General features: G+C 65.8%; 21 protein-coding genes. 5 read left to right on the plus strand and 16 right to left on the minus strand.

Annotation, left to right across the window (positions count from 1 at the left end):
* Position 1 precedes the first annotated feature (1 nt).
* The 9 genes from OU996_RS18495 to OU996_RS18535 form a co-directional block, all read right to left on the minus strand.
* Positions 2–1,930, minus strand: a complete 1,929-nt coding sequence (locus OU996_RS18495; protein ID WP_267583058.1) for an acyltransferase family protein — start codon at positions 1,928–1,930, stop codon at positions 2–4.
* A 90-nt stretch (positions 1,931–2,020) separates the two neighbouring features.
* Positions 2,021–2,605: an HXXEE domain-containing protein gene (locus OU996_RS18500; protein WP_267583059.1), complete on the minus strand. Its 585-nt coding sequence runs from the start codon at positions 2,603–2,605 to the stop codon at positions 2,021–2,023.
* A 44-nt stretch (positions 2,606–2,649) separates the two neighbouring features.
* Positions 2,650–3,258, minus strand: a complete 609-nt coding sequence (locus OU996_RS18505; RefSeq protein WP_267583060.1) for a PQQ-dependent catabolism-associated CXXCW motif protein — start codon at positions 3,256–3,258, stop codon at positions 2,650–2,652.
* Positions 3,259–3,300: 42 nt separating this feature from the next.
* The gene (locus OU996_RS18510; RefSeq protein WP_420712651.1) at positions 3,301–4,197 is read right to left on the minus strand and encodes a substrate-binding domain-containing protein; all 897 of its coding nucleotides are present in this window, start codon (positions 4,195–4,197) and stop codon (positions 3,301–3,303) included.
* Positions 4,166–4,768 carry a c-type cytochrome, methanol metabolism-related gene (locus OU996_RS18515; RefSeq protein ID WP_267585754.1) on the minus strand — a complete coding sequence of 201 codons (603 nt, stop codon included), beginning with the start codon at positions 4,766–4,768 and terminating at the stop codon, positions 4,166–4,168. Before OU996_RS18515 ends, OU996_RS18510 begins: the two co-directional genes overlap by 32 nt.
* A gap of 328 nt (positions 4,769–5,096) precedes the next feature.
* Positions 5,097–6,902 carry a lanthanide-dependent methanol dehydrogenase XoxF5 gene (gene xoxF5, locus OU996_RS18520; protein ID WP_267583061.1) on the minus strand — a complete coding sequence of 602 codons (1,806 nt, stop codon included), beginning with the start codon at positions 6,900–6,902 and terminating at the stop codon, positions 5,097–5,099.
* A gap of 380 nt (positions 6,903–7,282) precedes the next feature.
* Positions 7,283–8,281 (minus strand): quinoprotein relay system zinc metallohydrolase 2, encoded by a 999-nt coding sequence (locus tag OU996_RS18525; protein ID WP_267583062.1) that lies wholly within the window; start codon positions 8,279–8,281, stop codon positions 7,283–7,285.
* Between the two features lie 39 nt (positions 8,282–8,320).
* Positions 8,321–8,725 (minus strand): c-type cytochrome, encoded by a 405-nt coding sequence (locus tag OU996_RS18530; protein WP_267583063.1) that lies wholly within the window; start codon positions 8,723–8,725, stop codon positions 8,321–8,323.
* 183 nt (positions 8,726–8,908) lie between these two features.
* Positions 8,909–9,844, minus strand: coding sequence for a hypothetical protein (locus OU996_RS18535; protein WP_267583064.1), 936 nt, complete (start codon positions 9,842–9,844; stop codon positions 8,909–8,911).
* Between the two features lie 210 nt (positions 9,845–10,054).
* Between OU996_RS18535 and OU996_RS18540 the strand changes: the two genes are divergently transcribed.
* The 3 genes from OU996_RS18540 (at position 10,055) to OU996_RS18550 (ending at position 11,744) form a co-directional block, all read left to right on the plus strand.
* Positions 10,055–10,780 (plus strand): carbonic anhydrase, encoded by a 726-nt coding sequence (locus OU996_RS18540; RefSeq protein ID WP_267583065.1) that lies wholly within the window; start codon positions 10,055–10,057, stop codon positions 10,778–10,780.
* A gap of 122 nt (positions 10,781–10,902) precedes the next feature.
* Entirely contained in the window at positions 10,903–11,259 is a 357-nt protein-coding gene (locus OU996_RS18545) for an ArsR/SmtB family transcription factor (RefSeq protein WP_267583066.1), read from the plus strand.
* A complete protein-coding gene (locus OU996_RS18550) occupies positions 11,256–11,744 on the plus strand; it encodes an SRPBCC family protein (protein WP_267583067.1) in 489 nt (162 codons plus the stop codon). The genes OU996_RS18545 and OU996_RS18550 overlap by 4 nt, the downstream gene beginning before the upstream one ends.
* Positions 11,745–11,787: 43 nt before the next feature.
* Here OU996_RS18550 and paoC read toward each other — a convergent pair whose 3' ends face one another.
* Genes paoC through paoA form a run of 3 tightly spaced genes read right to left on the minus strand, consistent with a single transcriptional unit; the run spans position 11,788 to position 15,612 of the window.
* Positions 11,788–13,998: an aldehyde oxidoreductase molybdenum-binding subunit PaoC gene (gene paoC / locus OU996_RS18555; protein WP_267583068.1), complete on the minus strand. Its 2,211-nt coding sequence runs from the start codon at positions 13,996–13,998 to the stop codon at positions 11,788–11,790.
* Positions 13,999–14,002: 4 nt separating this feature from the next.
* Positions 14,003–14,953, minus strand: coding sequence for an FAD binding domain-containing protein (locus OU996_RS18560; RefSeq protein ID WP_267583069.1), 951 nt, complete (start codon positions 14,951–14,953; stop codon positions 14,003–14,005).
* Positions 14,950–15,612 (minus strand): aldehyde dehydrogenase iron-sulfur subunit PaoA, encoded by a 663-nt coding sequence (gene paoA / locus OU996_RS18565; RefSeq protein WP_267583070.1) that lies wholly within the window; start codon positions 15,610–15,612, stop codon positions 14,950–14,952. Before paoA ends, OU996_RS18560 begins: the two co-directional genes overlap by 4 nt.
* A 248-nt stretch (positions 15,613–15,860) precedes the next feature.
* Between paoA and OU996_RS18570 the strand changes: the two genes are divergently transcribed.
* The gene (locus OU996_RS18570) at positions 15,861–19,169 is read left to right on the plus strand and encodes an autotransporter outer membrane beta-barrel domain-containing protein (RefSeq protein ID WP_267583071.1); all 3,309 of its coding nucleotides are present in this window, start codon (positions 15,861–15,863) and stop codon (positions 19,167–19,169) included.
* 95 nt (positions 19,170–19,264) lie between these two features.
* Here the strand turns inward: OU996_RS18570 and OU996_RS18575 are convergent, their stop codons facing one another.
* From OU996_RS18575 to OU996_RS18590, 4 genes are all read right to left on the minus strand, one after another.
* Positions 19,265–19,795: a response regulator transcription factor gene (locus OU996_RS18575; protein ID WP_267583072.1), complete on the minus strand. Its 531-nt coding sequence runs from the start codon at positions 19,793–19,795 to the stop codon at positions 19,265–19,267.
* Positions 19,792–21,072: an ATP-binding protein gene (locus OU996_RS18580; protein ID WP_267583073.1), complete on the minus strand. Its 1,281-nt coding sequence runs from the start codon at positions 21,070–21,072 to the stop codon at positions 19,792–19,794. Before OU996_RS18580 ends, OU996_RS18575 begins: the two co-directional genes overlap by 4 nt.
* A gap of 315 nt (positions 21,073–21,387) precedes the next feature.
* Positions 21,388–21,711: a hypothetical protein gene (locus tag OU996_RS18585; protein ID WP_267583074.1), complete on the minus strand. Its 324-nt coding sequence runs from the start codon at positions 21,709–21,711 to the stop codon at positions 21,388–21,390.
* Positions 21,712–21,726: 15 nt separating this feature from the next.
* Positions 21,727–21,984 carry a hypothetical protein gene (locus OU996_RS18590; protein WP_267583075.1) on the minus strand — a complete coding sequence of 86 codons (258 nt, stop codon included), beginning with the start codon at positions 21,982–21,984 and terminating at the stop codon, positions 21,727–21,729.
* A 127-nt stretch (positions 21,985–22,111) separates the two neighbouring features.
* On the opposite strand from OU996_RS18590, the gene ccoN reads away from it, so the two are divergent.
* Positions 22,112–23,605: a cytochrome-c oxidase, cbb3-type subunit I gene (ccoN, locus tag OU996_RS18595; protein WP_267583076.1), complete on the plus strand. Its 1,494-nt coding sequence runs from the start codon at positions 22,112–22,114 to the stop codon at positions 23,603–23,605.
* The last annotated feature ends 4 nt before the right edge of the window (positions 23,606–23,609 follow it).

Here is a 23,609-nt window from a genome sequence, read left to right on the forward strand (position 1 = left end):
TTCAGGGCTGAAGCTGCGCCTCCGCCCCGCCTGTCGTCCGAGGCAGCGCGGCCGTCGGCAGGTCATCGAGCAGGCGAGTCGCCACGCGCCTGGACCCCTCCGGCGTGAGATGGCCATAGTCGAACTGCATCGGCACGCCATCGGACGCCCAGAGGTCGCAATCCGCCTTGCAAAGGGCATGGTACATCGAGAAGTAGCGAACATTGTCCTTTGTCACTGCCGCGCGGAAATGCGCGTCGGTCGCCGCCGTCTCCGCGACCCGGTGATGGTCGACATCGTAAGCGGGATCATTGAGCTTGCGCGCGAGGACATAGGGCAGCGGCATCTCATACTCGACGATCGGACCGGAGACGATGATCCGGTCGGCATAGGGCTCGATCTTGGCCAGCGTGCGCCGGAGGTCGGCAAGGTCCGCATCGGTCCAGCGGGCCGAGAGAACGATGGCATCGAGGTGATGTGTCGGCAGAAAGTCCCGCAAGATGTAGTTCACCAGTTCGACGCAGCGGGAGCGCCCGCGCGTGTTCACCACCGGCTTGCAGCCACTGGCGGTCGCGACGAGGAAATTGTCAGCCCTACCAACCTCACGCAGTCCGGGAACAAGATGGGCAGCGTGGCTGTCGCCGAGGACCAGAACATTCGGCTTCGACCCTGACAGCGCCAGACAGCCCGCGCGGTCATAGGCCGAGAAACTGTCATTGACGGACGTCAGGAAGCACTGCGGCTCAACCTGAACGATGTCGTCCAGATAGCCGAGAACCTGCTCGACCTTGGGCGACAGGTGCCAGTAGCCGGCACTGACCGGCACGACGGCCAGTGCGGCGAGGGATACCGCAGCCATGGCCGCGCCACCCCCGAGCAGTACCGTCCGGGTGCGGTAAAGACCCGCACGGACGCGAAACGGCTGCTCGACAAACCGCCAGGATGCGGCGGCCAGCAGGACGGCAAGCGCAACAAGGCCATACCGGCCCAACAAGCTCGGTTCGTCGAACTGGCGGACGAACACGATCAACGGCCAATGCCAGAGATAGAGCGAGAACGAGACCAGCCCGATGAACCGAACCGGCCCCCACCCGAGAAGTCGCGCGGTCCATGTCGGCGACATCTGCCCGCTGCGCGCATGGATCGGCATACCGGCATAGAGCACGAGCGCCGTGCCGATACAGGCGGGCGCCGCCCCGAGACCGGGGAACAGAGAACTGGCCTTTAGAAGGAGGACGCTGCCAAGAATCAACAGCACGCCGAGGCCCGCGCAGACCTCCGCCATCCAGCGTCGCCGCAGGATGGGCAGCGTGGCGACCGCGAGGAGGGAGCCGACGATCAACTCCCAGGCGCGGTACTGCACAAAATAGAAGGCCGCGTCGCGGTTCGCCGACGTCATCCAAATCGCGGCGGCAAAGCTGATCGCTCCGCACAGGGCGAGAAGTGGCACGTGCAAGCGCCGCGGCAGACGGAAAGCCAGAAACAGCACAATTGGCAGGAAGATGTAGAACTGCTCTTCGACCGAGAGCGACCAGGTATGCAGGAGCGGGTTACGTTCAGCCGCGGCCGAAAAGTAGCCGGCATCCTGGAAATACAAAATGTTCGAGACAAAGAATATCGCCGCCACTGCATTGCGGGCGATCTCGGCATATTGAAATGGGAAGAGCCAGAAAAACGCGCCAACCAGCGAGACCGCGAGAACGACGAAGAGGGCGGGGAAGATGCGGCGGATGCGGCGATTATAAAACTCGAAGATACTGAACCGACCCGCCGACATCTCGCTATAGATGATGCCGGTTATGAGATAGCCGGAAATGACGAAGAACACATCCACCCCGATGAAGCCGCCGGGGGCTAGGGAGTGGCCGAATAGCTGAAGATCGAAATGAAAGGCCACGACCGGCAAAATCGCCAGAGCCCGCAGGCCATCAATATCCGTCCGATGCTTCATGTGTCCCGCCCCGCCCGCACGAGGTAGGTTTAGAACTATCTCGCAGTTGCAGCAAAGGCGTTGATGGCCCTCCCCACAGATTGAGCGAAATCACCCCAGCCGGCGCAGGCGCAGGGCGACGCTGGCGATGATGAGCGCGTGGAGGATCAGCGCCCCGGCAAGGCCCCAGCCGTGCTGGGCGAGGGTCGTGCCGGGGTCGCGACCGATCACTGTCAGGGTGACCAGCGAGAGCGGCAGGAACAGCACGACCGAGGTGACCAGACCGGGATTGTAGCGCTTCAGCCGCGCGGCGGCGGCGAGGTGGGTGAGCGCGTTGACCAGCATGGCATAGGGCGCGATCAGCCCGTAGCCCGGCCCGACGAAGGCGGCGGCGTAGAGCGCGGCAAGGTTGAGGCCCCAGACCGCGCCGACATTGATGATGAGCACGTTGAGCACGGTGAGCCCTTCGCGCCCGCCGAACACGATGCTGTTGGCGAAGCGGCGGAAGCGGTCGCCGGTGTGCTCCTCCACCTGATGGATCATGTAGCCGGGGCTGTGCAGGAAGATCAGCAGCAGCGGCAGCGCGAAGGCCGCGTGCAGAACCGGCACCAGCGCCAGCAGCGCGCCGGCCATGAAGGCGGCAGCGACCACCCAGCGGGCGGCAAGCCAGGACGTGAAACCTGTGAGACGCGGCATGTTCTCCCCCTGCCCGACCGGCGGGACGGGCGCAGCAGGCGCGCTCATTCCATCGGCGTGGCCTTTTCCAGCGGCAGGCCGGACTTGGCCCAGCCATCGGCGCCGGCAGGATACCAGACCACGCCGGTATATCCGTAGGCGAGCGCGCGGCGGGCGGCGTTCCAGCTCATCCAGCAATCGGTCATGCAGTAGAACACCAGCGTTGCGTCGAGCTTGCCCGCACTCAAGGCGTTGAGGCCGCGGCGGAAATAGGTGTCCATATCCGGGCTCAGCGCGCCATAGCCGACATTGGGCAGCCAGGCGCTGCCGGGCAGATGCTCGCGCGGCTTGTCGCGCCACACCGTTCCCGCCGGCAGATTGGCCGGCTTCACGTCACGCGGCATGACATCGACGAAGGTCGCGGCCTTGTCCCGCCAGAGTTGCTCGGCGGCGGCGGTGTCGATGACGCGGGCGCCGGCGAGCGTCGCGGGCGTGGGGGCGCGGTAGGCCTCCATGCGGTAGCCATCCGGCTCCGGTACGGCGGCGGCCGGGGAGTTCTCCTGGCTCGACACCGGCGACAGGGCGAGCAGGACGAGGGCAAGGCCCGCCATGCCGAGCCAGGCGAGGCGGCTCAGCGGTGGTTCGGGGCGGGGCCGGTTCTGGCGTTTGAACATGACGTCCTCATTTCGTCCCGCCCGGCGCCCCCGCCGTTTTGGTCACGGTGCGGGTTGCACCGGCCGGTTCTGCGCGTCCAGCAAGGGAACACCGTAATCCAGCAGGATCTTGTCGATGGCCCCCTGCTCGGCGGCGATGAACTGATTGAGCTGGTGCTTCCAGTTCAGTTCGCCCGGGCGGATACCGAAGGTGATGCGGTAGACGAGCGCGGGATCGCCCTTCTCCTTCACCAGCGGAATCACCGCGAGCGGCTTCTCCGACTTCTTGGCGTAATAGCCGCCGATCGGGCCCCAGAGGATTCCGGCATCGATCGCGCCATCATTGATGTCGGCGATCATTGCCTCGGCCGGGCTCTCGAAGCGCCGGTCGACCATCAGGGCATAGGGTCGCGCCATGCCCATCAGGCCGTTGCGGGCCATCAGGTCGCCGGGCGGCGAGCCCGCCACCACGCCGATATGCCGGCCCTTGAGGCGCGGATCCTCCAGCGTCGTCACATCGGCAAGGTCGCTCCCCTTGGGGGTGATGAACACCCAGGCGGAACGGTAATAGGGATTGGTGTTGAGCACCGGATCCCCGCCAGCGACATAGCCCATCACGATGTCGCAGCGCTTGGCACCGAGCGTCATGCGGTAGAAGCCGGTGGCCTGCGGGAACCAGGTGTAGTCGAGGGTGAGGCCGAGCTTGTCGGCCAGCAACTCCGCCACCTTGTTCTCGAAGCCCGCCCCCTCCTCATTGGTGAAGGGCATGTTGGCGGGATCGGCGCAGACCCGAAGCGTCGAGCGGTCGACGAGATCGGAGACCTGCGCCTGCGCGCCCTTCGGCAAGGCAAGTGTGCAGAGCGCGGCGAGGGCCAGCGCGCACGCGCCGGACGCACGCTTCAGGCCCGCGGCCACGCGCCTGCCCACCTCAGCTCGGTCGTCCGAAGCACTGATTTTCATTGGCTGTGTACGCCTTCGTCTTGTCTTCGCGCTTGCTCGGGCGCTCGCGACCCAGCGCGCCGTCGGCGCGGGCCTTGAGGTAGATGTACAGATCGTCCATGTAGCACATGACGTTCTTGTTCTCGCCGAAGGCCGGCATCACCTGATCGGCCGTGCCGACGCCAACGTTCTGCTTGCCGTTGACGACGATTTCCATGAACTGCTCATAGGTCATGGTCTTCAGCGAATTGGCCAGCGCTGGGGCGTAGGATGAACCCATGCCGTCGGGGCCGTGGCAGACATGGCACTCGGCGTGATAGCGGCGATAGCCGGAATAGGTATACCAATCCATCGTGCCATCGGCCTGGATGTTGTAGGTCGGCGTCCCATCCTCGGTGGTGTACTTGCCGAGATCGTCCTTTTCCTTGGCCGGAGCGGGAGCTGTTGCACCGGCCGCGGGGGCAGCGGGTGCCGCCTCCTGCGCCGTGGCCGGGCCGCCGAGGACAAGGGTGGTGGCAAGAACCAGCGCCGACAGGCTGGCGGACGCCGGCAGCGCGCCGGAAAGAAGCCATCCGCGAACAGAGTTCTTCATCAATATGTCTCCTGAAGGCACCCCCGCCGGGGGCCGAAAGTCATGGGCCAGCGAAGTCTTTGGCAAAGCGGAGTTTCGGGCCGAGTGAAGTATCGGGAAGAGCGACGTCACCGACCGGACCGACCGACACCATGGCGCGGGGTGCCTTCCGAAGGGTCCGGCGCGGAACTGCGCGCCTGCCTGAAACCGTTCTAAGAGTCTCATAAGGACCGAGCGCCTGAGACGGTGGGGCCTGGCGCACCGGTCAAGCCGGCGGCCAGGCCCCCTCGTTTCCCCTCGTGTCGTCTAGGAGTGGCGGGCCCTCATGGGAGCCCGCCATCAGCCTGGGTCAGTTCGGCAGAGCGAACACCGTGAGCTGGCCGCCGAGGTTGGTGTAGCTGGAGAGCGCCGCATAGCCGCCCACCGCACCAAGACCGGCATTCGGGTCGGTCAGACCGGCCGCAAGGCCGATACCCGCCCAGCCACCGACACCCGAGAGGATGGCGATGTACTGCTTGCCCTTGTGCTCATAGGTCGTGACGTTGCCGATGATGCCCGACGGGGTCTTGAACTTGTAGAGTTCCTTGCCCGTCTTGGCGTCGACCGCCTTCAGGTAGCCTTCCAGCGTGCCGTAGAACACCACGTCGCCCGCGGTGGCGAGAGCGCCGGACCACACCGAGAACGGCTCGGGAAGCGACCAGACGATCTTACCCTTCACGTTGTCCCAGGCGATGAAGTTGCCCATGCCGCCATGGCTGTTCGGCGCGGGGTACATCGACAAGGTCGCACCGACATAGGGCTGGCCCGCGGTGTAGCTCACGCGGAACGGCTCGTAGTCCATGCAGACGTGGTTGGTCGGCACGTAGAACAGGTTGGTCTTGGGCGAGAAGGCCGCCGGCTGCTGGTCCTTGGTGCCGAGAGCCGCCGGGCAGATGCCCTTGGTGTTCACGTCCTCACCCTGCTGGGCGGTCGAGTACTTGGACACGACCAGCGGACGACCATAGGTCTTGCTGTTCTTGTCCATGTCGACCTTGGTGGCCCAGTTGACCACCGGGTCGAACTTCTCGGCCACCAGCAGTTCGCCGCTCACGCGGTCCAGCGTGTAGCCGAAGCCGTTACGGTCGAAGTGGGTGAGCAGCTTGCGGGGCTGGCCGTTGAAGTCCTGATCCGTGAGGATCATTTCATTCACGCCGTCGAAGTCCCACTCGTCGTGGGGGGTCATCTGGTAGACCCACTTGGCCATGCCAGTGTCGGCGTCACGCGCCCAAATGGTCATGGACCACTTGTTGTCGCCGGGACGCTGGGCCGGGTTCCAGGTCGAGGGGTTGCCTGAGCCGTAATAAACGAGATTGGTGGTCGGATCGTAGGAATACCAGCCCCAGGTGCAGCCGCCGCCGATCTTCCACTGATCGCCTTCCCAGGTCTTCAGCGACGAGTCCTTGCCGATCGGCTTGCCGAGATCGGTGGTCTTCTCCGGGTCGACCAGCAGATCGCTGTCCGGGCCCATGGAATAGCCGCGCCAGATCTGCTTGCCGGTCTTGGTGTCATAGGCGGTGACGTGGCAGCGCACGCCGAATTCGCCGCCGGAGATGCCGACGATGACCTTGTCCTTCACCGGCAGAACGGTGGCGGTGTTGGTCTCGCCCTTCTTCGGGTCGCCGTTGACGACCGACCACTTCTTGGCACCGGTCTTGGCGTCGAGTGCGACAAGGGTGGTGTCTGCCTGGTGCAGGAAGATGGTGCCGTCCGAATAGGCGAGACCGCGGTTCACGGTATCGCAGCACATCACCGGGATGACGTTCGGATCCTGCTTGGGCTCATACTTCCAGATGATCTTGCCGTCGTTGCTGAGATCGAGGGCATAGACGATGTTCGGGAAGGGCGTGTGCACATACATCACATCGCCGATGATGAGCGGGCCGCCTTCATGACCGCGCAGAACGCCGGTCGAGAAGGTCCAAGCCACCTGCAGCTTGCCGACATTGCCGGCATTGATCTGGTCGAGCTTGGAATAGCGGGTGTTGGCGTAGTCGCCCGTCTGGATGCCCCATTGTTTGGGATCCTTGATAATATTCATGAGCCCGTCATTGGCCGAAGCCGGCCAAGCATAGGCCGCTGCAGCACCAAGCAGTGCTACCGCAAGAACCTTGCGCATGCTTTCTCCTCCTGAACGATCCTCCGGGACCAGCCCACAAGGGCGGCCCGTCGCGGCTTGTTTGCCGTTCTGACGTTTTTGTCCTCGGCAGCGTGTCACGACCGGCTGGGGAGAAGGCAGCCGGACTTCACGGGGGCCCCCGCCCCAAGCTGGCCTACGAACCGGACCGGGAACTTCTTCCCGGAAGCCGTTGAAGCCGAAGACACTGACGAGGCTAATCCGAATTCCAGTAACGCGCAATAAGAACTCTTATGATGCGTCAATCTTATTATGATTTTGCTGCAAGAGCGAGATGATATAAAATATACCACGCTGCAACGCGGAGATATTGGCGATTTCAGGCGAGTATTGGGAAAAGTTCCCTTGTGCAACGCAGCATGTCACTGCCACTCCAGCTCGTGAAAGGCGGCGATGGCGTTGCGCGCATTGAATTCGTCGAACAGTGCCCAGCTACCACGCTCGCTTTGAGCCGCCCGCTCCGGCGCTGCACTCATCGCGCCACCGGAATCGATCAGCGCCTGCACATCCGCCCGCAAACGGCCGAGATAGCGCCGCTCGTCATCATCTCCCGCCGGCCAGGGGGCAGAGGCGGGGCCGTGGCCAGGAATCACCCGTGGCGACGATTCGCCGCCGAGCCGGTCGAGCAGCGACAGCCAGCCGTTAAGGCTGCCGTCGAGCGTGGGAATATGGCCAATGAAAAGAAGGTCGCCCATCACCCATGTTCCGGTCGCCGTGTCGCGCACGGTGAGGTCGTTATCGGTGTGGGCCGTGGGGTGGGCACGCAGCTCGAGCGCCCGGCCACCGAGATCGAGCGTCAGCCGATCCTCGACCAGCAGCTCCGGCAGCACGATCCGGGTGCCGTCGGCCAGCGGGCCGAGCAGGCGCTGGGCTTGGCCGAGATAGGTCTCGCTCCGCACGCTGAGCGCCCGCGGCATCTTGTGATGTGCGACGAACTGCACTCCCGGTGCCACGAAGGCCGCATTTCCGAGCGTGTGGTCGGGGTGCATGTGGGTGTTGATGACGTAGCGCAGCGGCCGGTCGGTCGTGGCCCGCGCGGCGGCGAGCATGCGGGCGCCGGCAAGAGCGCTGTTGCCGGTATCGATCACCGCCGCCGCCTCGCTGCCGACGATCAGCGTCATATTGGCGATGGCGCCCTGGTTGGCTTGCGTCACCAGCTCATAGGGCGCGCGGTAGACAAAGATGCCGGGGGCGACCGGCTCAAGCGGCAGCGGATCGCTTCCGCCCACCGCCGGCTCGCCCGGCGCCTGCGCAAAAGCGGTCGCGCCGCCCGCCCAGGCCGCGCCCAAAACGAGCGACAGGCGGGCGAGCAGCGTGCGGCGATCGGTGATCAGGTTCGACGACATGAACCTAGCCAGCATGGCGGCGCCTCCGCGCCGCCGGGCAAAGCGGCCCGGCGCTTACTTCTTGGTGCCGTCTTCGTTGAAGCCCGAGAGATAGGCGAGCAGATCCGCCCGGTCAGTCTCCTTGGGCAGGCCGGCGAACACCATCTTGATGCCGGGCATGTAGCCCTTGGGGTTTTCGAGATAGGCGCTCAGCACCTCGGGGGTCCACACATCGCCCTTGGCGTTGTGCTCCTTGAGCGTATCGGAATAGTTGAAGCCTGCGACCGCGCCCATCTTGCGGCCGACGATGCCGTTGAGCTCGGGGCCGACCTTGTTCTTCGCGCCTTCACCGACGGCATGGCAGGCCATGCACTTCTTGAAGACGTTGGCGCCCTTGGCCGGATCGCCGGCCGGGCTCTGCGCCAGGGCGGCCGAAGAGCCCAGCGCGAGCAGGGCAGCAGTGATGACGAAGCGATTCATGGCGTCCTTCCAGGCAACATCGTTGAGGCACCGTCAGATGCGGTGCTTGGGAGCAAGCGCATCATAGCGCCGGGGTTAGAATGATCCTAGAGGACGAAAGGTCCAGTCCCAGCGACCTTAAAAACGCGGTGCATTTCGTCGCGCCCCTAGCGTAAGCCCCGAGGACACATCGCAGCCGCGACATCAGGTGGCGACGGCAAGATCGGGCGCGACGGTCGCGTCCTGAACTTCCCCCCACAGTCCGGCGACATGGATCATCTGCAGGCTGCACCAGCGCTCGAATGCGGCAGCGAAGTCCGGCGCCACCGCCGCGACACGATCGGCCCCGGCGAGGACGAACCAGCCATAGGCGGCGGCCTCGCTTATGAGATTGCCGACATGGGCCGCCGACACCTGAAAGCGCTGCGCGAGTGCCCGCCGGGTAAGCGTGGGCGGCGCGCCCACGGCCGGCAGGGTGCGAGTGTAATGATCCGCCATGATAGCGGTCAGCAGCGGGTAGCCGCAATCGCGCTGGGCAAAGTGCAGAACCGTCGGGAAGCCGTGCAGCAGCGTGCCATTGGCGAGCACATCCGCCGCCGAGAAATGCACCATGCGGCCGAGCATTTCCGGGGCGACGAGCCGGGCCGCGCGCAGTTCGGCCGGGGACTCGATCTCATCGAGCGCGCGCAGGAAGAGCCGCGGCGAACGGCCGATCTCGCCGATGACCGCGGGCCCCGGACGCAGCAGCTTGCTGCGCCGGTCGGCGGGGTCATCCTCCGTCGTAATGAAGCGGCCGACCTTCAAGGACGCGACGAAGCCGGCGGTCTGTCGCGGACTGGACGGCACGAGCTTCTGCAGGGCCGAGAGCGTGGGCGGCCGCCCGCCACGGTCACGCCACTCGTAGTAATTGTAGATCAGCATGTAGCAGATCAGGTAGCGGCTGAGCTGATCGAACATCTTGTAAAGCGGCCAGCCCTCCGTCGGCACATCGGACATGGCAAGGCAGTAGCGCGCCAGAGCCGGCCGGAAGGCGGCCGAGGCGCGCAGGCGCGCGCTCGCCTCCTCAAGTCCGCGCGCATCAAGATCAGCGGCGCGCGCGACCCGCGCCTCACGTATGGGCTTTTCTCCCGATCGTCCCATGCCTGAAGTACCTGCAAAGTTTACGCTCGGCGGGCGGCGCATCGGTAGAAATACTCGGCACCTCGGCAGAAGGAAAGTCGTCTCCACCGGGGACGGAGAATGCTTGCGCATGCCGCGTGGACACGAAACTTCAACGCGCACTTTCTGCATTACTTTGATACCATTGAGGCGTGGTCGCACCCCACGCCCGAAAACAAAGCGGAGGAAATCATGTGCGACTCGACCTGTTGCGACCACCGGCCCCAAATGTCGCGGCGCCGTCTTCTTGGCGCAGGCGCCGCCTCCATGGCGTTCCTGGGCGGGCTCGCTCTGCCCGCCGCCGCGCAGACGGAGCTGCCGCCGCCGCCCAACGCGATCAGCCCCGATGCGGCGCTCGCCCGGTTGATGGAGGGCAATGCCCGCTATGTCGCGAATACCCCGCAGGTGAAGGACTTCTCCGCCGGTCGCGCGGCGCGGGCGCAGGCGCAATACCCCTTTGTCGGGCTGGTGAGTTGCGCGGATTCGCGCGTCGCCCCGGAACTCGCCTTCGATCAGGGCCTAGGCGAGGTGTTCGTCGTGCGGGTGGCCGGCAACTTCGTGAATGATGACGGCCTCGCCAGCCTCGAATATGGCGTGAAGGTGCTGGGCATCCCGCTGCTCATGGTGCTCGGCCACAGCAATTGCGGCGCGGTCGACGCCGCGATCAAGGTGGTGAAGGACCGGGTCGAACTGCCCGGCCACCTGCCCCTGCTCATCAACGCCATTAAGCCGGCGGTCGAGGCCTCTGCCGGGAAGCCCGGCAACGCGCTCGACAACGCCATCGCCGCCAATGTCCGGCTCAATGTGAAGCGGCTCATCGAGGCCAAGCCCATCCTCGCGGAGGCCGTCGCCGCCGGCAAGGTGAAGGTGGTCGGCGCCGTCTACGACATCGGCACGGGCAAGGTCTCGATGGTTTGACGCTCCCGTGGCGGGGCTGGGCGGGCGGCTTCGGTCGCCCGTTTTGCATTCTTAACACTTAGGTCTTTACCTAAGTAAAGCGACAGGCTAACCTCCTTCACGACACAATCGCGGATGCGTCCATGACTGCCACGAGCCTTGCCCCCTCCCTCGCAGCCATTGACGGCATCTTCCGCGCTCTGGCGGACCCGACGCGGCGCGATGTGGTGGAACGGCTCACGGCGAAGCAGGCATCGATGAGCGAACTCGCGGCCCCCTACCGCATGACCCTGCCTTCCTTCCTCGAACACATGAAGGTTCTGGAAGGCGCCGGGCTGGTGCGTTCGAGCAAGGTGGGGCGCGCGCGCATCTACCAGTTGGAGGCGGCGCGGCTGAAGCTCGCGGAAGACTGGCTCGGCCGCCAACGCACGCTGTGGGAGCGCCGGCTCGACCGACTCGACAGCTATCTCATGCAGATGAAAGAGGAGACGCCCGAATGACCGCCTTCATCGGCCCTTTCGACCCCACGCGCGATCTGAAGCTGGAACGCGAGATCGACGTGCCTGTGCATCTCGTCTGGAAGGCCTGGACGACACCGGCGCATCTCAAGGAATGGTTCGTGCCGAAGCCCTGGAGCGTGACCGAGTGCGAGATCGACCTGCGCCCAGGCGGCATTTTTCGCACGGTGATGCGCTCGCCCGAGGGCGAGGAATTCGACAGCCCTGGCTGCTATCTCGACGTGGTGCCGAATGAGCGCCTCGTCTTCACTGACGCGCTGCTCCCCGGCTTCCGCCCCGCCGTCAAGCCCTTCTTCACCGGCGCCCTGCTGCTGGCCCCGCTAGGAAACGGCACGCGCTACACGGCGCTCGCCATTCATAATGACGAAGCCACTCGCGCCAGTCACGAGCAGATGGGCTTCCATGACGGCTGGGGCACGGTGGCGACCCAGCTTACCGATTACATCAAGTCCGGGGCAATGAGCTGATCCTTGGTGCGAGGCGCCCGTGCGGGCGCCCCGCCGCGCCGCCTCACGCCACGGCGGGAAGCTGCTCCAGATGTTTTTCCAGCGTGATCGGGTAGTCGCGCACGCGCACGCCGGTCGCGTTGTAGATGGCATTGGCCACCGCCGCGCCGACGCCGCACAGGCCGAGCTCGCCGACGCCCTTGGCCTTCATCGGGTTGCTCTTGTCGTCGGCCTCGTCGAGGAAGACGACCTCCTGATGCGGGATGTCGGCATGAACCGGCACCTCATAGCCGGCGAGGTCGTGATTGACGAAGAAGCCGTAACGCGTATCGACCGCCAGATCCTCCATCAGCGCCCCGCCGACCCCCATGGTCATGGCGCCGATGACCTGGCTACGGGCGGATTTCGGGTTGAGGATGCGGCCCGCCGCGCACATTGCCAGCATGCGGCGCACACGGGTGACGCCCGTGTAGCGGTCGACGCCCACCTCGACGAAATGCGCGCCGAAGGTGGAGAGCTGGTAGGTCTCGTCGAGGTTGCCATACTCGATGCCGCCCTCGCCCACCAGTTCGCCGGCAGCGGCCGCCTCCGCCAGTGAGACCGTGCGGTTGCCGGCCGCGACCCGCCCGCCCTGGAACGCCGCCTCGGCGGAGTTGAAGCCGAGGCGCTGGGCCACCGCCTCGCGCAGCTTCACGCAGGCGGCATAGACGCCGGAGGTGGAGTTGGCCGCGCCGAACTGCCCACCCGAACCGGCGGAAACCGGGAAGCGGGAATCGCCGAGCCGCACCGTCACTGCGTCGAGCCCCACCCCCATCATCTCCGCTGCCGTCTGGGCGATGATGGTGTAGCTGCCGGTGCCAATATCGGTCATGTCGGTCTCGACGGTGACCCGGCCATCGCGGCCAAGGATCACGCGGGCGGCAGACTTCAGGTTGACGTGGTTGCGGAAGGCGGCGGCGACGCCCATGCCGACCAGCCAGCGCCCATCGCGCACCTGTCCCGGCATCGCGTTGCGGTGCGACCAGCCGAAGCGTTCGGCGCCCTCGGTCAGGCAGCGCACGAGCTGGCGTTCGGAGAAGCGCCGTTCCGGTTTTTCGGGATCGACCTGCGTGTCGTTGGTCACGCGGAAAGCGATCGGGTCCATGCCGAGCTTTTCCGCCATCTCGTCCATGGCGATTTCCAGCGCCATCATGCCGGGCGCCTCACCCGGCGCGCGCATCGAATTGCCCTCGGGCAGGTCGAGCACGGCAAGGCGCAGCGCGGTCAGCCGGTTCGCGCCGGCATAGAGCAGGCGCGTCTGGCTCACCGCCACCTCGGGCCCGCCATCCTTCTGGTCGCCCGAGCCGCTCTCATGAGCGATGGCGGTGATGGTGCCGTCGCGCGCGCAGCCAATGCGGATGCGCTGGCGGGTGGCCGGGCGATGCGTCGTGTTGTTGGCGATAAGCGGGCGCGGCAACGTGACCTTCACCGGCCGGCCCGCCACTTTCGCCGCGAGGGCGGCGAGCACCGCGTCGACGCGCAGGAACAGCTTGCCGCCGAACCCGCCGCCAATATAGGGCGAGACCACCCGCACCTTGTCCTTGGCCACTCCCAGCGTCTTGGCAAGGTCCGAGCGCCACCAGTCGACCATCTGGGTCGAGGTCCACAGCGTGAGCTGGTCACCCTCCCACTCCGCGATGGACGCGAACGGCTCCATCATGGCGTGACTCTGGTCGGGCGTGGTGTAGCGGGCGTCGAGTGTCACCGGCGCGGCCGCGAAGGCGCGGTCGAAATCACCCACACCGTTCACCTCATCGGCCGGCGCGGCGTTGGGATCCTTGGCAGGCTTGGCCGTCTCAAGCGCCTTGGCGAGATCGAAACGCCCCTCTTCGGGCGCATAGTCCACTTTCACGAGCGCGGCCGCCGCCTGCGCCTGCTCGAAGGTCTCCGCGACCACCACCGCGACCGCCTGGTGGTAGTGATCGACCCGGTCACCGCCGAACAGCTTCACCGTGTTGTAATCGCCCTTCTCCAGTGTGCCGACATCCAGCGCCGTGACAACGGCGAGCACGCCGGGCGCGGCCTTGGCGGCGGCCACATCCATCGCGCGGATGCGGCCCTTGGCGATGGCGGCACCGACCACCGCGCCATAGAGGGAGGTGGGAATGTCGCTGTGCTCATAGGCATAGGTCGCCTGGCCGGTGGTCTTCAACGGGCCGTCGATCCGGTCGCGCGGCTGGCCGACGATGCGCATGCGGTCGATCGGGTTGGCCCCTGCGGGCTTGTCGAACTTCATGAGTTTACCCCATCGCCTGATCAATCACGGCGGCGAGCGCGCGCTCGGCCAGCGGAATCTTGAAACGGTTCTGCTCGGTCGGCCGCGCCTCAGCGAAGACCTGCGCGGTCACGGCGCGCGCGCCCTGCGGCAGCGCCGCCTCGGCCGCCTCGACCCGCCATGGCTTGTGCGCGACACCGCCAAAGGCGACCGCTCCCGTCCCGTCCGGCTGGATCACGGCCGCAACCGACACGAGCGCGAAGGCGTAGGACGCACGGTCGCGCACCTTTTGGTAGATCTGCGTGCCGCCGGCGGGCTTGGGCAGCGTCACGGCGGTGATGAGCTCGCCGCGCTCCAGCACATTGTCGCGCTCGGGCTGATCGCCCGGCAGGCGGTGGAAATCCCCGAACGGGATGGTGCGCGTCGTCCCGTCCGCCCGCACGGTCTCCACCTGCGCCTCAAGCACGCGCAGCGCGATCGCCATATCGCCGGGATAGGTGGCGATGCAGTGCTCGGAGGAGCCAACCACCGCGAGTTGGCGCGAATAGCCGCCAATGGCCGCGCAGCCGGAGCCCGGACGGCGTTTATTGCAGGGCATGTTGGTGTCGTAAAAATAGGGGCAGCGCGTGCGCTGGAGCAGATTGCCGGCAGTGGTCGCCTTGTTGCGCAACTGGCCGCTGGCGCCGGCGACGATGGCCCGCGCCAGCACGCCGTAATCGCGCCGCACCCGCTCATCGCTCGCAAGATCAGTGTTGCTGACCAGCGCGCCTATGCGCAGACCGCCCTCGTCAGTTGGCTCGATGCGGTCGAGGCCGATATCCTGAATGTCGACGAGGTGGCTGGGAGTCTCGATCTCCAGCTTCATCAGGTCGAGCAGGTTGGTGCCGCCCGCGATGATGCGCGCCTCCGGCCGCTCAGTGAGGATCCGGGCGGCGCTCGCCGCGTCGGCGGCGCGTTCATAGGTGAAGGGCTTCATGCTTTCACTCCCGCCACCTCGGCCATGGCCTCGGCAATGTTGGAATAGGCGCCGCAGCGGCAGAGATTGCCGCTCATGCGCTCGCGCATCTCCTCGGTGGTGACCTCCGGCCGCGCCGCGATATCGGCCTGCACATGGCTGGGAATGCCGCGCCCGATCTCGTCGAGCACCGCCACCGCCGAGCAGATCTGGCCGGGCGTGCAATAGCCGCACTGGTAGCCGTCATGGCGCACGAACGCGGCCTGCATCGGGTGCAGATCGTCCGGCGTACCGAGCCCCTCGATGGTGGTAACGGCATCGCCCTCATGCATCACCGCAAGGCTGAGGCAGGCATTGATGCGCTGGCCGTTGACGATCACCGTGCAGGCGCCGCATTGGCCGTGATCGCAGCCCTTCTTGGTGCCGGTGAGGTGGAGATGCTCGCGCAGCGCGTCCAGCAGCGTCGTGCGTGGGTCGAGCGTCAGTTCATGCGCGGTGCCGTTGACCTCGAACCGGACCGGCATCGCCGCGCCCGGTGCGGAGGGTGGCCGCGCGCCGGGATTATGGGCGGGGCGGGTGGCGGGCGTCTCCGCCGTCGCCGGCGCCGAGGCCAGGGCGGCCGAGGTGGCCCCCACGATCACGCTGCGTCGTGAGACGACGACTCCATTCGTTTCCGGCATCGACCGCAATCTCCCTGTTCCCGGCAAAGGTGCCGGCGCGGGTCACGGTCGATGAACGGCGAGACCCCAGCCGGCCCGCCTATAACGCGCTGCGCTGCAAACGGGTCACGCGGCCTCGCTGATTAGTGATGGCCCGCCGGGGCGTCGCACTGAGGTTACCTTCGCCGCCCGGTGCCGTTGCATCCAGTCCGGCAAGCTGATCAAACTTGACGTAGGGACAAGGCTACCACCGTGCCGGGGGGACCGAGATGCGCGAGGCTTATTGTTCGGTGCGACGCCGGCCATTACATCAGCACCTGTCGGCGTCCCTGATGACGGTTTCAGCTTTCTGGGGCTGCGGTTTCGTCAACACGGCAGCTGCCTACGATATCCCGCTCGCCTATGACGAGGCCCCGAGCAATGACAGTTATCGACTGACCATCACGGTAGGCGTGGGCGGCGCTCTCCCCCAGACCTACCTATTTGATACGGGGTCGTCCGCCTTCAACGCGGATTTCAACTTTACCGCCGGTTCAGCGCCGGCCAGCTTCACGCCCGTTACCAGTTCGCCGTCGCCCTTTTATTTCACCTATGGCGATGCGGGAGCGACGCATGGCTTTTATGAATCCGCCATCGGCGTCAACGAGATCTCCTTCTATCGCGACGTGAATTCCCCGGCCGTCACCACCATCACCACGCCAGGTTCCGGCTTTCTCATGGGGGACATCGAGTACCCCGTCATCATTACCTACGACACCAATAATAACCCCATCTACACGCCGACGTCGGAGACAGCCGGAGACGCGAAGGGGCTGGCCGGAACCTTCGGCGCGGCCAATGCGACGACGGATCGGTATGGGAACGTCCTGTTCGGCGGCATTCTCGGGCAGGCGACGACGTCCGGCTATGTGATCGCGGCGAACTGTCTGTCTGAGGGCACCGGTTGCAATCCCCACGTCATTCTCGATCTCACGCCCTCGATCAGGGCCCAGTTCGACTCCGTCTTCCAATGGTCGACGACCGGCGCGGCTTTTCCGGTATCCGGCGCCAACAGTGCTGGCCTCTACTCCATCACATTGAACTACACGGTCATAGGCTCAGGAAATACCGGCACCTATCCCTATGCGGCGGAGACATTGCTGGATTCGGGAACCAATACCTACAATCTCTACCTGAACTCGTCGGTCAGTAGCGCGGCGCTGAACGCGCTGGCGACGCTGGTGGTCAGCGATCCCCAGACCGACGCGGTACTGCAGACGGTGGAAAGCCAGTCGTCGGGCCCGGACATCGTCAATGTGGCCATAGGCGGCGCGATGGACCGGACGATCCTGGGCATCGGGTTCTTCATGGGGAATTCGGTGGTCTATGATCTCGCGAACAACCTGACCGGCATCACCTCCTTCTTCGTGACCGACACGTCGGTCGAAACGACGCCCGTCTCGCCCCTCACCATCGGCGCGACGACGGGCAATAATGGCCAGCTCGGCATGGCCGGGGTGATTTCCGGCGCCGGCGACGTCGTGGTGACCGCCGGCGGGCAGGCGAAGCTGAGCGCGGCGAACACCTATAGCGGCGCCACGCGCATCGACACGAATGGCTGGCTCGCCCTCGTCGGGCCGGGCAGCATCGCCCAGTCCTCCGGCGTGGAGACCAATGGCGTCTTCGACATTTCCGGCACCGGCATCGTGCCCGGTATCGTCGGCCTGACCACCACCGGCGCCTCCATCACCAGCCTGTCGGGCGCCGGAACGGTTCGGCTGGGCGGGCAGACCTTGATGCTGACCGACGCCTCCGGCACGTTCTCCGGCAGCATCGCGGATGGCGGCTATGACGGCGGCACCGGCGGCGGCCTCATCATTGCCGGCGGCACTGAAACGCTGACGGGCGCCAGCAGCTATACCGGGGGCACGGCCGTCGCGGCCGGCGCCACCCTCGTCCTGAGCGGATCCATTCAAGGCGATGTCGTCAATGACGGCATCGTGCAGAACACCGGGTCGATCGCTGGCTCGGTGCTCAATACGGGTTGGCTTGCCGACAATGGATCGATCGGCGGCTCCGTGCTCAATGACGGCCTCCTCACCGGTAATGGTACGATCGGCGGTGGGCTCGTGGTTTCCAGCGGCGGCGTGGTCGCCCCCGGCAATTCCATCGGTACGCTCATGGTCGCCGGAAGCGTCGTGTTCCAGCCGGGTTCGACCTATCTGGTCGAGCTCGGCCCAAATGGCACGAGCGACCGGATCGAGGCCGGCGGCACCATCGATGTGCAGGGCGGGACGCTCATGCTCGAGGCGACCGAGGGCACCGTCCTCGGCCTCGCCACCTTTACCTTCTTCACCGCGACCGGCGGCGTGACCGGGCAGTTCGCGACCATTAGCGACGACTTCGCTACCCAATACCCCTTCCTAAGCTTTACGACCCGCTATGGCGCAAACGGGCTGACGGTCCAAAGCCTGCGCAGCGGCGTGCCTTTCACCGCCGCCGCCCAGACTGCCAGCCAGGCGGCCGTCGCCGGCGCGCTCGACACGTTGCCGCTCGACAGCCCCCTCATGGACGCGGTTGTCTCGCTCAATGACTCCAGCGCTCCCGCCGCCTTCACCGCGCTGTCGGGCGGGATCTATCCCTCCGTTCAGACCGTGCTTCAGGCCCAGTCAATCTATCTGCGCGATGCCGTCAGCGGCCGCCTGCGTCAGGCCGCCGGAGCCGCCACCGGCGAGGCCAACAGCCCGAAGACCGCCGCGCTCCTTCCCGGCTTCCTGCCGACCGTCTGGACGCAGGCCTATGGCGGCTGGGGCGACGGCGAGGGCAGCAACGGCGTGTCCGACGTCTCCCGCTCCATCGCTGGCTTCATCGCCGGCATCGACAACCCGATCGGCGACAATGCCCGCATCGGCATCGCCGGCGGCTATTCGCAGTCGCAGTTCGACTCGGCGGCGCTCGGCTCCACGGGTGACAGCGCCAATTACGACCTCGCTCTCTATGGCAGCGCCCAGTTCGGTGCCCTCGGCCTGCGGCTCGGCGCCAGCTACACTTGGCACGACGTGTCGGTGAACCGCACGGTGGCAATCCCGGGCTACGCCGACGCGCTGACCTCTTCCTATGACGCCGATACCACCCAGCTCTTCGCCGATGTCGGCTATGGCATCGCCACGCCCTATGCCGATTTCGAGCCCTTCGCCGCCATCGCCTATGTCAACCTCCACACCGACGCCATGAGCGAGAGCGGCGGTGCGGCGGCCTTGCAGAGCGGCGCGGATACGCAGGAGAACACCTTCACGACGCTCGGCCTGCGCGCCGCCAAGGCTTTCACCATCAAGGGCGGTATCCTGACGGCCTCGGCGAGCCTCGGCTGGCAATATGCCTTCGGCGACACCACGCCGGTCTCCACCCTGTCTTTCGAGAGCGGCGGCGCGGCGTTCCAGCAGAGCGGCACGCCGATCGCCCGCAACGCCGCCATCGTCCGGCTCGGGGTCGACATCGCCACCAACCCGAACGTCACCTTCGGCGTTCACTACGCCGGCCAACTCGCCGATGCGTCGCAGGACAACGCCATCAGCGGCAGGCTTGCGATCCGGTTTTGACTGGGGACGGCGAGGCGTGCTTAGCCCTCAGGACTATCGGCGAAGTCCCGTTGTCCTGACCGGCCGGCTCGCACGGGGCGCGACGACGCCGGAGCCTACTTCATCGGTCGCTTCTCGAGCTTCCGGGCGAGCGTCCGGCGGTGCATGCCGAGCCGGCGGGCGGTCTCGGAGATGTTGAAGTCGGTCTCCACCAGCGTTTCGTGGATGCGCTCCCATTCGAGGCTCTTGAGCGAGGTCGGGCGCCCCTGTAGCGGCACCGACACATCGCCCTCGACGCGCGCGAAGGCCTTCTCGATGTCGTCAGTGTTGGCGGGCTTAGGCAGATAATGGCTCGCCCCGAGCTTGATCGCCTCGACCGCCGTGGCGATGCTGGCGAAGCCGGTCAGCACCACGATGCGGATGGCAGGATCGTGGGCGTGCAGCACCTTCACGCATTCCAACCCGGATTCGCCGCCGAGCTTGAGGTCCACCACAGCGAAACGGGGCGCCCTGTCGACAAGAAGCCGTGTGACCGCATCGAGATCGGCACAATGGTCGACGGCGTAGCCACGACGCTCGAAGGAGCGCCGGAGCACGCGGGCGAGGCTGCTGTCATCCTCCACGATGAGCAGGTGGCGATCCGTCACGCGCCCGTCTCCGACAGGGCCGCCAGCGGGAGGCGCAGCATCACGCAGGCCCCGCCTTCCGGCCGGTTGCGCGCCTCGACCGAACCGCCCAGCCGCCGCAGCACATTGACCACGAGGAACAGCCCCAGCCCGGCGCCCGCACCCGGCTTGGTGGAGCGGTAGGGCGTGCCGAGTTCGGCGAGAATATCGGCGGGGAAGCCGCCGCCGCGATCCGTCACCTCCACGACAAGGCTGCCGTCGCGCCGGGTCGCACGGAGAACCAACCCGTCCGGTGAGGCCTCCAGCGCATTGTCGAGCACATTGACCAGCACCTGCCTGAGCGCGAGATCGGAGATGATGGGCTCATCAGGTTCGAAACCATTGTCATAGGCGAAGCCGGCCGGCGCGCGGGCCGTGCGCCAATCCGCCACCGCCGCATCGAGAAAATGGCGTACGGTAGTGCGCACCGTGCCTTCGCCCCGCGCCTCGCCGGACGACAGAAGGATGCCGGTGACGATCGCCTTGCAGCGAGCGAGCTGGCCCTGCATTTCCGCGATGTCCTGTGTAAGGTCCGGGTCGGCCGCGAGAACCGGAAGGCTCTCCCAGTCCTTGAGGATAACCGACAGCGTGGTGAGCGGCGTGCCCAACTCATGCGCCGCGCCGGAGGCGAGCAGGCCCATGCGCACGATGTGCTCCTCCTCGACCGACTGCCGGCGCAACTCGGCGAGGTGCGCGTCGCGTGCCCGCAGATTGGCTGTGATGCGGGTGATGAACAGCACCAGCAGGCAAGCGGTCAGCACGAAGCAGATGAACATGCCCTGCACATGCAGGTTCCAGAAGCCACCCATATGGCTATGCGGCATCACCAGATCACGGTACCAGACGGTGAGGCTGACGAAGCAGCCGGTGGTGATCGCCACCAGCGTCCAGACCGACCAGGCCTCCAGCAGCATCGAACCGAGGATGACCTGAAGCAGAAACAGCGAGATGAAGGGGTTCTGCGCGCCGCCGCTCAGATAGAGCTGCACGGTGAGGGCCGCGACATCCAGCAGCAGTTCGATGAACAACTCGGTATTGGTCACGCTCTCCTGCCGGCGGTAGCGCAGCAGGCTGACAATGTTGAGCGCCAGCAGGAACACCACCACCGCCAGCATCTCCGCCAGCGGCAAGGCGATGGCGAATTCGAAATGCACCAGCCAGATGGTCACTAGCTGACCGATGACCGCGATCCAGCGCAGCTGGGCGAGCAGCAGTAGATTCTTGCGGTTGGTGGTGTCGACGGTGGTCAGCGGCGCCACGGCTACTCAACTCCCGGTGCCGGCGCGCGGCTGCGTGTTCTCGTCATGTCGACCCAGAGGTGGGCGCGCAGCCAATCCGCGCCTTGCTGCCTCTTCTAGGCGCCACGCGCCTTGACGCCCATTGGGCATTCTGTCCAAGCGCGCCGTCTCAAGCCTCCTGCTACGTCATGCCTTGATCTGTCGCATGCGGCGGCCCTGCCGGCCGCCCTAGAGAACCGTTGCACACCCCGTGTGGCAATGGCGGGGAGACTCATGCCGTCGTCAAGGCCCGGCACAGCACGGCCGCCCGACGCCTCCCGGCGGAGCGGGCAAGGCTCAGAATGCGCCTGCGCGGGGCTTGCGCCGCAGGGCGACGGGCGCGCGCGCCGGCAACAGTCGTGCCACCGGGGCGCGCCGTCCGCCGCCGTCATCCTCGTCCCGGTCGGCGAGCAGCATGATAGCAAATCCCATTTGCACGCTGGCGAAGGTGATGCCGACCGAGACCGTCAGCACCAGCAACGCGATCATGCCGATGGGCGAAGCCGCGATCAGCGACCCGAGCCGTGCAATGTCGAAGACCAGCAGGGCGCCGACGAAGATCATCGCCAGCACGAGACCGACCAGCGCGTGGCGCAGCAGGAAACGGACGAGTTGGGGCATGGCCGGGTCTCCGCATCAGGCCGAACGGACCGGGCGGCGCATGAGATGGACCACCTCGGCGGCGCACATGGCGCCAGCATAGACGCTCGCCAAGGCAGCGAAGAGCGCGAAGCCGCGATCCCCGGCCATGGCCACGCCAGCCAGCGCCAGCAAGGCCAGCATGCCATGAGCGAGCCCGAGCCACCAGCCGACCGCATCGCCACGCCCGCGCAGCGCGAGAAACAGCACCGCCAGTGGCGCAGCCGCCAGCATTATGAAGACGGAAGACGTCATGAAAACCCCTCTCTTATTCGGATCAGAAACAATACAGATACGGAATCACTAATAGTCAATACTATATCACCTATAATAATCAAAAATAATATTATAATTGATCGAAATTGATAGGCATCGAAGCCAAATGACGGCAGCAACACTTTCACTTGCTTCTTCACCCGGAATAGAGAGGGCGCGGGCCAGCGCAACGGCGATCCCCGGCTATAATGAGGCGATCATCCGTCGCTTCACGCTGGTGACGGTGGGATGGGCGCTGTTCGGCTTTGCCGCCGGTGTCGTGGTGGCGGCGCAACTCGCCTTCCCGCAGCTCAATCTCGGTGAGTACTTCACCTTCGGCCGGCTGCGCCCGGTCCATACCTCCGGCGTCATTCTCGCCTTTGGCGGCAATGCGCTGATGGCGACCTCGCTCTATGTCGTCCAGCGTACCTGCCAGGTTGGCCTGTGGGGCGGTCCGCGCCTCGCCAACTTCCTGTTCTGGGGCTACCAGACATTCCTCGTCATCGCCGCTTCCGGCTATGTGCTCGGCATCACCCAGAGCCGGGAATATGCCGAGCCGGAATGGTACGCCGACATCTGGCTCGCCATCGTCTGGGTGACCTATCTCGCCATATTCGTCGGCACGCTGGTGCGTCGGCGCGAGCCGCACATTTATGTGGCGAACTGGTTCTTCCTCGCCTTCATCATCACCGTAGCCGTGCTGCACATCGTCAATAATCTGGCGATGCCGGTCTCCCTCGTCGGCACCAAGAGTTACTCGGCCTTCTCCGGCGTGCAGGATGCGATGGTGCAGTGGTGGTACGGCCACAACATGGTCGGCTTCTTCCTCACCGCCGGCTTCATCGGCATCATGTACTACTTCGTGCCGAAGCAGGCGGAACGGCCGATCTATTCCTACCGGCTGTCCATCGTGCATTTCTGGGCGCTGATCTTCCTCTATATCTGGGCTGGCCCGCACCACCTGCACTATACCTCGCTGCCCGACTGGACGCAGACGCTCGGCATGGCCTTCTCGATCATGCTGTGGATGCCGAGCTGGGGCGGCATGATCAACGGCATCATGACGCTCTCGGGCGCGTGGGGGAAACTGCGCGCCGATCCCATCCTGCGCTTCCTCGTGGTCGCCGTCGCGTTCTACGGCATGGCGACCTTCGAGGGTCCGCTCATGGCGCTGAAGTCGGTCAATTCGCTCAGCCACTACACGGACTGGACGGTCGGCCATGTGCATTCCGGCGCGCTCGGCTGGGTCGCCTTCATCTGCTTCGGCGCGCTCTATTACATGGTGCCCCGGCTGTGGCGGCGCCCGCTCTGGTCGGTGAAGCTGGTCGAGTGGCACTTCTGGATCGCCTCGGTGGCGATCGTTCTCTACATCACCGCCATGTGGGTCGCCGGCATCGCCCAGGGCCTGATGTGGCGCGCCTATGACGCCTTCGGCTTCCTGCAATATTCCTTCGCCGACAGCGTCGCCATGCTGCACCCCTATTACGTGATCCGCCTCGTCGGCGGGGTGCTCTACCTCACCGGCGGCGTGCTCATGGCGATCAATGTCGTCATGACCATCCGCCAGCCGGCCACCGCCCGACTGCCGGCTGCTGCGCCGCAGCCGGCATCGGCGGCGTGAGGCA

Origin of the sequence: Ancylobacter sp. SL191, from assembly GCF_026625645.1 — a bacterium.
Lineage (GTDB): Bacteria > Pseudomonadota > Alphaproteobacteria > Rhizobiales > Xanthobacteraceae > Ancylobacter.

Excerpts from the sequence above, each read along its gene's own strand:
- OU996_RS18495 (WP_267583058.1), bottom strand. The coding sequence starts at position 1,930 with ATGAAGCATCGGACGGATATTGATGGCCTGCGGGCTCTGGCGATTTTG.
- OU996_RS18500 (WP_267583059.1), bottom strand. The coding sequence starts at position 2,605 with ATGCCGCGTCTCACAGGTTTCACGTCCTGGCTTGCCGCCCGCTGGGTG.
- OU996_RS18505 (WP_267583060.1), bottom strand. The coding sequence starts at position 3,258 with ATGTTCAAACGCCAGAACCGGCCCCGCCCCGAACCACCGCTGAGCCGC.
- OU996_RS18510 (WP_420712651.1), bottom strand. The coding sequence starts at position 4,197 with ATGAAAATCAGTGCTTCGGACGACCGAGCTGAGGTGGGCAGGCGCGTG.
- OU996_RS18515 (WP_267585754.1), bottom strand. The coding sequence starts at position 4,768 with ATGAAGAACTCTGTTCGCGGATGGCTTCTTTCCGGCGCGCTGCCGGCG.
- xoxF5 (WP_267583061.1), bottom strand. The coding sequence starts at position 6,902 with ATGCGCAAGGTTCTTGCGGTAGCACTGCTTGGTGCTGCAGCGGCCTAT.
- OU996_RS18525 (WP_267583062.1), bottom strand. The coding sequence starts at position 8,281 with ATGCTGGCTAGGTTCATGTCGTCGAACCTGATCACCGATCGCCGCACG.
- OU996_RS18530 (WP_267583063.1), bottom strand. The coding sequence starts at position 8,725 with ATGAATCGCTTCGTCATCACTGCTGCCCTGCTCGCGCTGGGCTCTTCG.
- OU996_RS18535 (WP_267583064.1), bottom strand. The coding sequence starts at position 9,844 with ATGGGACGATCGGGAGAAAAGCCCATACGTGAGGCGCGGGTCGCGCGC.
- OU996_RS18540 (WP_267583065.1), top strand. The coding sequence starts at position 10,055 with ATGTGCGACTCGACCTGTTGCGACCACCGGCCCCAAATGTCGCGGCGC.
- OU996_RS18545 (WP_267583066.1), top strand. The coding sequence starts at position 10,903 with ATGACTGCCACGAGCCTTGCCCCCTCCCTCGCAGCCATTGACGGCATC.
- OU996_RS18550 (WP_267583067.1), top strand. The coding sequence starts at position 11,256 with ATGACCGCCTTCATCGGCCCTTTCGACCCCACGCGCGATCTGAAGCTG.
- paoC (WP_267583068.1), bottom strand. The coding sequence starts at position 13,998 with ATGAAGTTCGACAAGCCCGCAGGGGCCAACCCGATCGACCGCATGCGC.
- OU996_RS18560 (WP_267583069.1), bottom strand. The coding sequence starts at position 14,953 with ATGAAGCCCTTCACCTATGAACGCGCCGCCGACGCGGCGAGCGCCGCC.
- paoA (WP_267583070.1), bottom strand. The coding sequence starts at position 15,612 with ATGCCGGAAACGAATGGAGTCGTCGTCTCACGACGCAGCGTGATCGTG.
- OU996_RS18570 (WP_267583071.1), top strand. The coding sequence starts at position 15,861 with ATGCGCGAGGCTTATTGTTCGGTGCGACGCCGGCCATTACATCAGCAC.
- OU996_RS18585 (WP_267583074.1), bottom strand. The coding sequence starts at position 21,711 with ATGCCCCAACTCGTCCGTTTCCTGCTGCGCCACGCGCTGGTCGGTCTC.
- OU996_RS18590 (WP_267583075.1), bottom strand. The coding sequence starts at position 21,984 with ATGACGTCTTCCGTCTTCATAATGCTGGCGGCTGCGCCACTGGCGGTG.
- ccoN (WP_267583076.1), top strand. The coding sequence starts at position 22,112 with ATGACGGCAGCAACACTTTCACTTGCTTCTTCACCCGGAATAGAGAGG.